Origin of the sequence: Myroides marinus (genome assembly GCF_900109075.1) — a bacterium.
In the GTDB taxonomy this organism is placed as follows: domain Bacteria; phylum Bacteroidota; class Bacteroidia; order Flavobacteriales; family Flavobacteriaceae; genus Flavobacterium; species Flavobacterium marinum_A.
This window is the reverse complement of sequence record NZ_FNYS01000018.1, coordinates 58811-73101: the sequence shown is the minus strand read 5'-3', so window position 1 is coordinate 73101 and position 14291 is coordinate 58811. Positions and strand designations below refer to the sequence as shown.

The window sequence follows — 14291 nt, the reverse complement described above, 5'->3', positions numbered from 1 at the left end:
GATAATTCAATTGAATTAATAGGTGGAGTAGGAGCAGTATTAGCTGATACAGAATTAAAAGTAAAAGCAGGGGGTATTGCTGATACACATTTAGCTGTAGGTGCAGTTACAGAAACTAAGATTTTAGATTCAGCTGTAACTACATTAAAGATTAAAGATGAGGCAGTGACTCTTGGTAAGTTAGCTAAAGGGGAAGAAGCAGATTTAGTGTTAACTACAGGAGCTGGAGGTGTACCTACTTGGACTAAGAAAGATCTAATAGCGACTAAGAAAGATTTAACTACTGACGGAGTTATCGTTATAGGAGATGCTTCTTCTACAGTAACTTCTTTAGTGGGTGCTGTAATGCAACCAACAACATTAAGTCTTAAGAATAATAGTGTAGTAGTAGATAAATTAGCTATTATCTCTGGTAAGAATCAACACATAGTAACGGATGAGACAGGTAAACCAAAATGGGAATCTAAAGCGGTTAATGTAACTAGTACAGCAACATTATTAAATGAGGCTATAGATGGTAAAAAAGTATATTCAATTACCATACCTACAGCTGCAGTGATAGCACCTACTACTAATACAGGACTTACTTATAATTCAGAAATGACTGTGCCAATAGCAGCTGATTTTGACTATTTATTGAGTGTACACATTTTTGATAAAAACAAAAAATTGGTAATGAGTTCTGTAACAGATGGAACTGCAACAGGTGGAAAATTAACATTCAGATTTGGAGGAAATGGAATGTATTTGACACTTCCTGTAGCTGCTGATTATAGAGTAGTCTTAAAGTATGCGTCTAAAGATAGTTATGTGAATTAAGAATTAAAGATATAGTATATTACTTAAACCCCCTTATAGGATCAATCCTATAAGGGGGTTTTTATATGTAAAATATGGTGATGTAAATTTTTTAAATAGAGTATATAGAATAGGTATCAAATGTATTACTGTAGTTATGGAATAAAGAATAGGAGATAAAGAGTATTTATTAATTAAAAAGAAGAGTAATGTTGAATTGTAATTGCACTAAATATTGAAGATGTCAGCATTTTGTATAAAGAATTAGAGGGGATAGAGATTATATACTTTCAGTCTTTCTTAATGCTATTGTAGTTAGTGTGTCAGTAAGTGAGGTATTAACTTCGATAGACAGTGTTTAGAAGGAAATCTTATAGTTATTAAATTTTAAGAAAAAATAAAAATTATCAAATAAATTACGGAAAACCTATATAAAGTGTAATGGATTTATATTTTATTGTTAATATAGGATTGTTATTGAGTAATTATTGTTAATTGTTGTTGATATGTTGGTTAACTTATGTAAAAATAAGATTTTATTGAATATTGTATTGTTAATAATTGATTACTTTTATAGTAAAATATAATAAACAGATATGAAAAAAAGGGTAATTACTATTGGAGTTTTAATGATGAGTGGTTTGGCTTTTTCTCAAGTAGGTATTGGGACAAAAGCTCCTCATCGTTCTGCATTATTAGAATTAAAGGCAGGTGCAGGAGAATATAGAGGGATGTTAATACCTCGTATTCCTTTAAAGGATTCTAAAGATGTATCACAGATAAATAAAGGAGATGTAGCAGAGAGTTTATTAGTTTTTAATACAACAGATGGCAATGGATTAACTCCAGGTTTTTACTATTGGAAAGGGAAAGAATGGTTGCGACTATTAAATAATCAAGATGCAATTGATAATCTTGATAATTTTCCGAAGAATGAGGTAATGGGAAAAGAGGGGGATCAACTTGTACTAAGAGATACAAGAGGCCATGCTGTAAAAACTCCAATTCAAGATTTAAATATTGTTACCACTATCAAAGAGATAGAAAGTGGAAAATAAGAATATATTAATGAGGCTAGAGAAAAGAGTTATATAGACGTAACAGGTAGTGTTATTGAGAATATTACAGAAATACTAATAAATGAAGAGGTTACTAAAGAAATCTATGAGAAAATAGCAGCTGATGGTAAAGCAGCAACTCCAAAGGATAGCTCTATTCAAATAGACAATGGCGGACAAGCTGTATTGAATCCAATGCAAATTTCTGTAGCTAAAGGTGGAATTACAACTGATAAAGTAGCTCCAGGTGCTAATGGCACTTTCTTAATCACCAATGATAAGGGAGAAGTAAAGTGGGTGAGTGCAACTGATGAATCAATCAAAGAGATTTTGACTTTAAATCAAGCTATCACTTTACTACAAGACAATAAGAATGGAACACTTACTTACTTTAATGAAGCGTGCTTTGATAAAGACGGTAAGTTTATAGAAGGATCACTAGGGAGTACTTTTGATTCTAATACGTTGCGTATAGTAGCTACTGCTGAGGGTAAGTATCAATTCTATGATGGAAGGAGTAAGGATACACCTGTGGAGACAATAGACGTAGCAGGTACTGTAGTAGAGAATATCAACGAGATATTAAAAGAGAATACAGTTGTCAATGAAATCTACGAGAAAATAGCAGCCGAAGGAAAAGAGGCAACAGGAATAGGTGCCATTGCTATAGTAGGCGGCGAACATGCAGTGCTAAATCCAATGCAAATATCTATTACAAACAAGGGGATTACACCAAGCAAATTACAACCAGGTACAGATAATTATTTGATGATTACAAAAAATGGAGAAGCTCAATGGGTAGCTGCTTCAGACGATATTATCAAAGAGGTTGTAGATAGCAACGAAACAGTAACTGTATTAAAAGTTAATCAAGCAGAGGGAACATTCGTTTATTACAACGAAGATGCCTTTTTAGAAGATGGTAGTTTAGACGAAACAAAAGGAATTCCTTTTGATGCAAATACATTGAGAATAAAAGAGAAAGAAGGACCAAAAGGAAAAGGGATTTATGACTTTTACGATGGTAAAACTTCTCTTGCCAAACCTTTGATGACTATTAGTACTCGCGCAAATGCTATTGTGTTTGAAAATAAATCAAACGCTATTCCAGGCGAAAATGTACAAGATGTTATCGATAATATCATCAAAAAAATAGAAGTAGCACAAGGTAAACCTGCTGCCCTAAAGGGGAATGGTATCTTGGTAAATGGACTACAAGAAGTGGGAGATGCTGTGTTAAAAGAAATGACTTTAACTATAGCAGACGAGGCTGTTGAAACAAGCAAAATAAAGAACGAAGCTGTTACTTCTCACAAACTTAAAAATGCAGCAGTAACAGAAGAGAAGATTAAACCAGGACAAAATAGTCAAATCTTAGTGACTAAGGCTGGAAAAGCAACATGGGTGCCAGCATCAGATGATATCATTAAAGAAGTAGTAACTGCTCAAGAAAAGGTGACAATCTTAAAAGATGGGGGTAATGGTACGTTTACTTATTATAACGAGAATGCAGTAGATAAGGATGGTAATATTATAGGAGCAGGAGTTACGTTTAATGCAAATACGCTTGAGATTGTAAAAAATGCAGAGGGTAAATACGAGTTTTATGATGGAACAAGTAAAACAGATCCTATTGGTGTTATAGATGTAGAAGCAAGTGTAATAGAGAATATTACAGAGATATTACTAAGTGCAGAAGTAAAGAAAGAAATATATGAAAGTGTAGCCGCTCAAGGAAAAGCAATTACTTCTAATGATGGATCACTAAAAATTCCTGCTAATAATAAAGCAGGCTTAGAGGCGCTAAATATAGAAATTGCCAACGAAGGGGTAACAGAAGCGAAAATAAAACCAGGTACAGATAAATATCTATTGGCAACCAAAGAAGGTAGGGTAGAGTGGGTACCTGCGTCAGATGATATTATTAAAGAAATAGTAACTACACAAGAAAAGGTTACCATCTTAAAAGATGAAGGTAACGGTACACTTACGTATTATAATGAGAATGCAGTAGATAAGGATGGCAATATTATAGGAGGGGGAGTTATTTTTGACTCTAATACCTTACGTATAGAATCAACTGCTGACGGGAAGTATGAGTTTTACGATGGTAGAAGCAAAAATACTCCTGTAGCAACAATTGATGTTGCTGGTACAGTGGTAGAAAATATCAATGAAATCTTAAAAGAGAATACAGTAGTTAATGAGATTTATGAAAAAATAGCAGCCGAAGGAAAAGCAGTAACTTCTCCAGATCAGTCTATTACAGTAGGTGGAGACGGAGATAAAGCTGTATTGAATAAATTAGAACTTTCTATTACTAATAAAGGAGTTACACCTGCTAAAATACAACCAGGAACTAAAGGACAACTTTTAGTAACAAACAAGAATGGCGAGGTAGCATGGATGAGTACTTCAGATGCTGATATTAAAGAGATTCTTTCTTTAAATCAGGCAGTAACAGAGTTAATAGACCATAAAGATGGTACGTTTACGTATTTTAATGAGGCTGATTATGATGCCAATGGCAATCGCAAGCCAACAGCTACCGGAACAAAGTTTAGCGCAAATACATTAGAAGTAAAAGAGGTAAAAGATGTGCAAGGTAAAGGAACAGGAGTATATGAGTTTTACGATGGAACAAAAGTTACAACTTCTTTGCCTATTGCAACAATAGATGTAGCAGGTACCGTAATTGAAAATATTACTGAAATACTGAATACACAAGAGGTAAAGAATGAAATCTTAGAACAAGTGGCTGCTAATGGTCAAAAAATGAGCAGTTCAGATAGTTCAATTGCAATAACAGGTGGTGATAAAGCAGCATTGAAAGCAGTGACTATTAACATTCAAACAGATGGAGTTAAAACTGATCATATTCAAGATCAAGCAGTAACAGTGGCTAAAATTAACACTAAAGATGCAGCAAAAGGAGATGTGCTAACAGTCGATAGCAAAGGCAAAGCATCTTTCCAAAAGCCTACAGAATCTGTAAGACCTGCTATGCAAGGAGATTTAGAGGGAGATGGAGTAATTAAATTGGTTGACGAAAATGGAAATGAAGCAGGTGCAGGAGAGAATGTGTTATTCGGAAATGCACAAAAGAAAGTAATACTTTCTGTTAACGAAGGAGGAATAGCAGCGGGACATTTAGGAATGGGTGCTATTACTACTGCTAAGATAAAAGACCAATCAGTTACTGCAGATAAATTAGTAGCTGATGGAGACACAGAAAAAGGCTTTGTAGCAACAGTAAATGCAGATGGCAGTGTAAGCTACCAAGCATTAACACCAGGTGCCATTACAAGCAAAGGTAGTATTATTGCAACTAATGGAATTACAGCATCTGATAATGGAACAGGAAAAGTATTAGCAGATGTTACCTTAGGTTTAGCAGATGGAAAAGTATCACCAGCTAAACTTACACCAAGTACTACAGACAAGTATTTATTAGCTACTAAAGATGGTAAAGCACAATGGGTACCTGCTACAGATGCTATTATTGATGATGCTGTAAAGGAAAATGAGACAATTACAATTTTACAAGATTTAGGTAATGGCAAATTTGTTTACAAAAATGAAGCTGATATTAAGAACGGTACAGCAGGAGTTACGTTTGATGCTAATACATTAACGATAAATGAAAAGTTAGATACCAATGGTAAAGGAACTGGGGTATTTGAGTTTTTTGATGGAACAAGCGATACAGTGCCTATTGCAACTATAGATGTAGCTGGTACAGTAATAGAGAATATCAACGAAATATTAAAAGATAATACTGTAGTTAATGAAATCTACGAGAAAATAGCAGCCGATGGTAAAGCAATTACTTCTACTGATGGTTCGTTAGCTATTCCGGCAAATAATAAAGCAGGTTTAGAGGGGTTGAATATGGGAATTGCTCCAAGTGGAGTAAAAACAACTCATATTGATGATAAACAAGTAACAGCTGCTAAATTAGTGGCTGATGGTACTTTAGCAGGACATGTAGCAACAGTTAATACCGATGGAACAGTAAGTTATAAGTCATTAACAAGCACAGAGGTTGCAACTAATGCGGCTTCGTTAAAAACGGATGGTATTATTCAAGTAGGGGGAGCTTCTGAACAAGCGGGAACTTTATTTAAAGAAGCTACACTGAGTATTGTAAATAAAGGAATTACGACAGCGAAGTTAGCTGATGGTGCAGTTACTAATGATCAAATAGCAGTAGGAGCTGTAACAGTAGATAAGATATCTGCAGAAAATGAGCCTCCTAAGCGAGTGATGGTTATTGATGAGAATGGAGTGGTTAAATGGGGAGAGTTAGATGATATTGTAACAGATGCAGCAGGTAACTTAACTTCATCAGATAATATTATTGCTATTAAGGGAACAAGTGGCCCTGTAAACGAATACGGACAAAATGCTCTATTCAAAGATGTAGTACTTAGTATCAATGATAATAGTATTACTAATCAAAAGATAAAAGACCAAACAATTGAAATAGGTAAATTAAGTAATATAGGATCTCAACCTGGAATGGTTATGGTTACTGATGCTAATGGAGGGTTTACGTATGTTGATAGAGAGAGTATTGTACAGGCAGCAGAAGATTTGACATTAGGTGCTGGATTAGAATTTACAACAGGCAATGGTCAGTCAGCGGTATTAGCAGATACAGGAATAAAGATTAAAGACAAAGGAATTACAACTACTCAATTAGCGGATGGTGCTGTAAAAATAGAACAAATGTCTTCTACAATAGGGGCTGTAAATGCTGCCGAAAACAGCGTGTTAACTGCCAAAGGTGATGGAACAGTAGAGTACAAAAAATTAAATAGCACAGCCTTCGAAGGGACAGAAGCAAACTTATTATCAGATGGATCGTTATCTATTCCTTTAGGTAATAAAGCTGTACTAAAAGAAACAACAATAGGTATTCTTGAAGGTGGGGTAGTAACTAAACATATTGCACCAAATGCGGTAACAACAGCTCAAATAGCAAATGAAAGCGTAACGGTAGAAAAAATAAAAGCAGGTAGTGCAAAACAGCTTTTGATTACCAATGAAAATGGAGAAGCAGAGTGGGTAGACGCTTCGGATAGCATTATTAATGAGATTGTTGTTGCAAACGAAAGAATTACACTATTAACAGATTTAGGTAATGGTAAGTTTACTTACTATAATGAAGAAGATGTTGATGAACATGGTAATGTTAAACCAGGAGCTGCAGGAATTACCTTTGATGCGAATACATTAACCATTACTGAAATAAAAGATGGCAATGGCAAAGGAACTGGCGTATTTGAGTTCCATGATAAATCAGATAAAGGATTAATAGGAACCATTAATGTAGCAGAATCAGTAATAAATAGTATTACAGAAATCTTAAACGACAATAGCGTACAAAACGATATTTATGAGTCTGTGGTAGCTAATGGAAAAGCGGTTACAACAGATACAGCAATCAAGGTAACGGGTGGAGATAAAGCAGTGTTGACTCCAATGAATATCTCGTTGAATGACGGAGGGGTAACTACTAAAAAGATTACTTCAGAATTGGAGGGAGTAAATGCTTTAGATGGTACTGTACTTACAGCGGATGGACAAGGGAATGTTTTATTCAAAAAGTTAGATGAGGTAGCTGCTACACAAGGAAAAGCAATTACTTCTACTTCTTTAACTATACCGACAAATAAAGCAGCTCTTCAAGGTTTGAATATTGAAGTTGCAAAAGGCGGAATTAAGAAAGACCATATTGCAGCTAATGCAGTTACCGAAGATAAAATAGGAACAACAAAAGGAGCTGGTTTAGTGTTGACTTCTAATGCTAATGGTGGAGCAGAGTTTAAAACCTTAGGTCAGGTGATTGGAACTTCTGGAAAACCAATGCTTGGAAATGATGGAATTGCAGTAGTTGGTGGAGATAATGCCGCTTTAGCTGATGTTACAATTAGTATCGAAAACGAGGGAGTTACAGAGGCTAAGTTGGCAAATAGTGCGGTATCTACTGATAAGATTCAAGATCAAACGATAACAGCTGCTAAGATTATTGGAGAAAAAGGAAGACAAGTTTTAGCTACAGATGAAAGCGGTACAGTAAAATGGATGGATGCAGGCGATAGCGTATTAAGTGTTATTGTTAATGCAAACGAATCGTTGACTGTGTTGCGTGATGATAAGAATGGGAAATTTACTTACTTCAATGAGAAAGAGGTAGACAATCAAGGAAATATCAAACAAGGAGCTCAGGGAACTACTTTTGATGCGAATACACTAAAGATAATAAAAAATGCAGAAGGTAAGTACGAGTTTTTCGATAAGTCTCAGGATACCCCTATTGCTACTATAGATGTAGAAGCAAGTGTAATAGAGAATATTACAGAAATCTTAAAAGAAACTACAGTTACAGAACAAATATTCGAATCAGTAGCCGCACAAGGAAAAGCGGTTACTGCAGAAGATAGTTCTATAAAAGTAACCAATGGAGATACAGCAGTATTAAATGCTATGAAGCTTTCTGTTGCTAATGAAGGAATTACTACTGCTAAGATGAAACCAGGAGCTATTGGTCAGCTTTTAGTGACCAATAAAGAAGGAAAAGTAGAGTGGGTAGATGCTACAGATGAGGTATTAGAAGAAGTAGTTGCCAAACAAGAAACAGTTACTCTGTTGAGAGATAATGATAACGGTACGTTTACTTATTTCAATGAAAAAGCAATTGATAAAAACGGTAATATTATTGATGAGAATGACGGAGTACTTTTTGATGCCAATACCTTAGAAATCAGAGTTAACGCCGAAGGAGCGTATGAATTCTACGACAAAAAGAACGAGAAACCGATAGGTGTGATAGATGTGAAAGGTAAAGTAGTAGAAAATATTACTGAAATCTTAAACGAAAACACGGTAACAGAGCAAATCTATGAGTCTATTGCAGCTAATGGAAAACAAGTATTAACGGATGATTCTATTGAGGTAATAAATGGAGATCAAGCTGTTTTAAACGAAATGACAATTGGTTTAAAGAATGGTGGAGTTACCAAAGATAAAGTAGCCAAAGGAGCAATTACAGAAGATAAATTATTTGCAGGTATAGACAAAGCAAGTTATGTTCCAGTAGTACAAGCCGATGGTACAGTAAAATACCAACCAATGGCAGCTGTGGTTACAGGAGAAATGCTTACAGTAGATAACTCGTTAACAGCGTCAGGAAATACGTCAAAAGCATTGTTACAAGCCTTAGAGTTAAAGGTAAGTGAATCAGGTATTGGTACAACACATATTCAAGATCTTGCAGTAACTGCCGATAAAATTAGATCAGGTGTAGGTACACAAAAGGGTGCTGTATTAACAGCTGATGGGTCAGGTAAGGCAGCCTTCCAAACAACTACAGAAACAGTGTCTCCAGTAATGAAAGGAGATTTGGAAGGTGATGAGTCAATTGCAGTTGCAGGTGGAGAGAATGTATTGTTTGGAGATGAAACTAAGAAAACATCTTTGTCTATTAAAAAAGGTGGAATTAAAGGAATACATATTGCAGGTAATACAGTTACAGGAATCAATATTGCAGAAAACACCATTACAGCTAATAAATTAACCGCTGGTGCAGGTGAGCAATACAGAGTAGCAGTGGCAGATAAGGATGGAAAAGTAAGTTACCAAACGATTGCTGCAGACACAATGATTAAGAGTGCAGGGACTATTAATGTTACAGATGGAGTGTCTGTAGTTAATGGAGCTGCAGCAGTATTGAGAGATGTTACTTTAGGACTTAAAGATAATTCTATCTTAGCAAGTAAGTTAGATGCTGCGGGGGCGCCTGTTGGTGCAGTAGCAACTGTAGGAGCTAATGGTAAAACAGTTAGTTACCAACCAATACAAGCAAACCAGTTGGGAAGCAAAGGAGATATTACTACAGATAATGTAATTGTTGCTTCTGACAGTGGTAAAGGAAAAGTATTAGAAACGGTTAAGTTGAGTATTAAAGACAAGGGAATTAATACAGCTCAATTGGCAGATGGTGCAGTAAAGAATGCAATATTAGCAGAAGGTTCAGTAACCGTAGAAAAAATATCAGCAGCAGGAGTAAATGCTGCAAGTGTTTTAGTAACTAAGGCAGACGGTACAGTAGAATGGGGTGAATTGGGAGATATTGTTACAGATACTGCCGGTAATTTGACAACTGATAATATCATTAAAATGTCAACGGATGGACAAAATACCCTATTAAAAGATGTTCATTTAAGTGTAGAGAACAACAGTATTACAAAAGATAAATTGAGTTCTAAAGAGAATGGTGTACCTGCAGGAAAAGATAAAATATTAGTATCTAATGATGCTGGTGGTTTTGATTTAGTAGACCAAACAGCTGTACAAGTAGGAGGAAAAGATTTAGCATTAGGTAGTGCTCTTCAATTTACAAAAGGCGATGGATTAAATGCTGTATTAGTAGAAACAACAATTGATGTAGCAGCAGGAGGGGTTGACAATACTAAGCTGAAAGATGGAGCTGTAACCGTAGAAAAGATGTCTTCGGGGGCTGCATTAGCAAATACAGTACTAACTTCTAAAGGAGATGGAAAAGTAAGCTTTGAAGCGTTAAGCGAAACAGCGTTTAATGGAAAAGGAGCTAACTTACTAACAGACTCTTCTATTAAAGTTACAGCTAATAATCAAGCCTTGTTAAAAGAAGCACATATTAGCCTTGCCGAAGGAGGAGTAGAGACAAAGCACTTAAAAGATCAGGCGGTAACTGTTGATAAAATTAATGCAGAAACAGCAGCAAAAGGAACAGTATTAATGGCTGGTGAAGATGGTGTAGCACGCTTCCAACCGATAGAGCAATTAGCAGAAACACAAGGTAAAGCTATTGCGTCTGTAGATGGTACTTTAAATATTCCGACAAACAAAGCAGGATTAGAAAGATTGGAGATTGGTATTGCAAGTGGTGGAGTAAAGAATGCACATATTGCAGATCAACAAGTAACAGTAAATAAAATTGGAGCACCAGACACAACAGATGGTTACGTATTAACTGCTGATGGACAAGGAGGAACAGAGTTTAGAAGCATTCAAGAATCTGTTTTAGAAGTTGGAAAAGAATTAGTAGCAGGTACAGGAATTGTTATTAGTGGTGGAGGTGCGGCACATGCTTTATTGGATGATGCTATCGTGGGTATTAAACATGGTGGAGTATCTGAACTTGAATTAGCAGACAGTGCTGTAACAACAATTAAAATAGCAAATAAGAATGTTACTGTAGCTAAATTGGCATCTAAAGATGATAAAGGTATAACACCATCAGGACAAGTATTAACTGCTGATGGAAAAGGAGGAGTGATCTTTAAAGAAGTAGCAACACAAAGCGTAACCAAAGGAGAGTTAAAAGGTAGTACTGTGGTTAGTGTTTCTGATGGAAAAGATGCTGTATTAAAAGAGGTGACTTTAGATATTAATGCTGGTTCTATTAATACAGCTCATTTGGCTGATAATGCTGTTAATAGTGAAAAGTTGGTTGCTAAAAGTATTTTAGAAAAACACTTTGCAGATGGTTCTGTGAGTTCAAGAGCTTTAGCTACAGGTGCTGTTAAAGATAAAGAAATTGCAGATAATGCAGTTTTAACATCTAAGATTAAAGACTTAGCTATTACAACAGAAAAAATAGCTAATGATGCTGTTGATTTTAAACAATTAAAAGCAGGATCTGTTAGAGGAACGGTTATTCAAGATAAAGCGGTAACAGTAGCAAAAATAGCAGCAGGTACAGCTACAACAGGACATGTGTTAACGGTAGAATCAGGAGGTACAGTAGCGTTTAAAGCACCTACGGGAAGTAGTGTTGCGAAAAAGAATATTACAAAATCTTCGACGATAGAAGCTACAAAAGGAGCTACAGGCTCTGTAATGGAAGAAGTACAATTGGGAATTGTTAGTGGAAGTATTACAGGGAATCATATTATGTATAATACTGTAGAGTATAAAAATATGGCAAGTAATGCTATCGATAATGCCCAACTAAGAGCAGGGGCTGTTTATGGTAGAGCAGTTAGTGATCAAGGAATCTCAGCAGAAAAGATAGATTCAAACAATGCCGAAGAAGGTTTCGTATTAACCGCTGATGGTAACGGTGGAGCTACGTTTGAAAAAGCAAAAGGAGGAGGAGCAGGATTCTTCTATGCCCCATCATTTGTGGTGGATGTAACATTGGATACAAAAGGAAATACTGTAAATGTGTATAATATGTATAATATGTATAGCAATCAGTATTCAAACCCAATTTCTTCTCGTGCAGGCGCTAAATTGAATGTATATCCAGCAAGTGATTTAGATTTCTTTGTAGTGTATTACGATAAAGCTGTTTTCGAAAATGTAAGCATTAGCGCTACAGGGGTATTAAAATACGATGTAAAAAGAAATGCAGAAGTTACAGAAGCAACTTATTTTAATGTGGTCATGCAATTGCAATAATATTGTCTGATTATAGAAAACCTCCTTTATTGGTCTATGTAATAAAGGAGGAATTAAATCATTTTATACTAAAACGATGAAAAACAAAATAATTATACTACTTCTTGCTATACTAACTGCTCAAGTTTCTTTTGGACAAGTAAAAACGTATAAAGGAAGGATGTTTCCCTATTATATCGATTTTGAGAATACCTCTAAGTCAAGTCGTATTACAGAGTCTATTGGAAGTGGTGCTCCAACGGGGAGTAAGCGCTATACAGATGAAGGAATACTCTTGACAGATGATACTAAAAATACCATAAGTGGATTCTATTTTAATGATTTGATCATTAAAAAGAACTATATTTTTGAATTTGAATTTGAATATGCTGCTTTTGGTGGTACTCCTGCTAATGGGGAATATGGTGAAGGACTGACGATGTTTTTATTTGATAAGGATGCAAATTTTAATTTAGGAAGTGGTGGCACAGGATTAGGGTATGTGTACAATAACGGAAGTACTAAACAAGCGGGATTAAGTGGTGCTTATCTTGGGATAGGGTTTGACAATAGTGGAGATTTTAAATTAAGAGGAACTTCGTCAAGCACTAAAAGAGAAGGAGTTTATAATGTACCGTTTAAACACGATAGTAGTTTTATTACCTTTCGTGGAGGACAGCACAAGAACGATAGATATAAAGGTTATCCTGTTCTTTATTCGCGATCAACAGATGGTTGGATGAATAAATCAGATGTTATTGAAGCGAAGTTGAATTCAACAACAGGAGATTATGAAACAGATTATGCTTCTGGTGTAGGAAATGTTCGAACTGACTATGGTCAATACATTAGATATAATGGGATTAGAATGTCTGTTTATCCGGAAGATAGTGGGAATGAAGGTTGGAGTATCAGCGCCTCATTAAGAGATTTTGGAGATTTATATTATACCATTGGATCCATAAGAATCCGTAATAATACTAAGACAAGAGATGAAAATGGATCAGTTTACAATTTTGAATCTCTTGCTCCAGAAGCCATGCGATTGGGGTTTACTGCAACTACTGGGCAAGCAACCCAAAAACACATGATAAGAGGATTTGGAGTTCAGTTAAATTATACACCTGAAACCATAGATAAAGTAATCACTTTGTGTTTAGCAGAGAATGATAATACAGAAGGAGTTACATTAAAAGATCCTTTTAAAGGAGCTGTTTTTTATACAGGAACTTGGGGAGATATGGCACAAGGAGATACATTTCGACACATAGATTTAGATTCTATTCTTTTGGAAGACGAAGAAGGAAGACCCGTAGATTATGTAAGAGAAGATTATGATTATGGCAATTTTAGTTTAATTTATGATGAACCAGGAGTAGGAGAATGGGATTTTTATAGAGGGCAGTCTAATGCTACTTTATTCTTTACTCCTGAAAATAAAAAAATGAAAGAAGGAGAATATAGTATTTATATCTCTGCCAAGAGTGAAGATACAGGGAAAGGAGGCCCTTTCTCTGATGAAGCATATCGCAGTAGACTAACCAAAATAACGGTAAAAGCCAAATATTGTAAATCAGTGGTAAACCCAAGTTTACCAATTCGAGTGAAAGTGGAACCGGAAGATGATTAATAAGGTAATTACGAGGTAATAAAAATATAATAAATAGAAGGAGGCTTTAAGCTTCCTTTTTTTATGCATAAAGTAAGTTGATTTGAGATATTGAAGTGGTGAATAGTGTTTTTTTTATTAATAATTGTACTACTCTCTGTTATTCTTTTCACATATCATAAAGAAAATGCAATAAGTGAATAATATGCTTATTTTGCATTAAAAAGTGTTTGTTATTGGTTCTTATTATAATTAATATAAATAATGATTTAAAATATGAAGAATAATTTAATTGTTTTTTGTGGTATGGTTTTTGTTTTCACTCTAAAAGATTAATGATTAAAGAGATTTTCTTAAGGTAAACTGAAAAAATGTGAATTGTTTAATTCAATGAG

3 protein-coding genes and 1 pseudogene are annotated in these 14291 nt (G+C 35.1%); all 4 read left to right on the top strand.

Going from position 1 to position 14291, the window contains the following annotated elements; translation table 11 throughout:
* Window positions 1-819 (top strand): annotated as a pseudogene (locus BMX53_RS19135) (hypothetical protein); the annotation flags it as partial.
* 575 nt (window positions 820-1394) lie between these two features.
* The gene (locus BMX53_RS19305) at window positions 1395-1856 is read left to right on the top strand and encodes a hypothetical protein (RefSeq protein ID WP_242651226.1); all 462 of its coding nucleotides are present in this window, start codon (window positions 1395-1397) and stop codon (window positions 1854-1856) included.
* A gap of 195 nt (window positions 1857-2051) precedes the next feature.
* Window positions 2052-12308, top strand: a complete 10257-nt coding sequence (locus BMX53_RS14940) for a hypothetical protein (RefSeq protein WP_244154524.1) — start codon at window positions 2052-2054, stop codon at window positions 12306-12308.
* A gap of 76 nt (window positions 12309-12384) precedes the next feature.
* Window positions 12385-13917, top strand: a complete 1533-nt coding sequence (locus tag BMX53_RS14935; protein WP_063175478.1) for an L-type lectin family protein — start codon at window positions 12385-12387, stop codon at window positions 13915-13917.
* Window positions 13918-14291 lie beyond the last annotated feature (374 nt).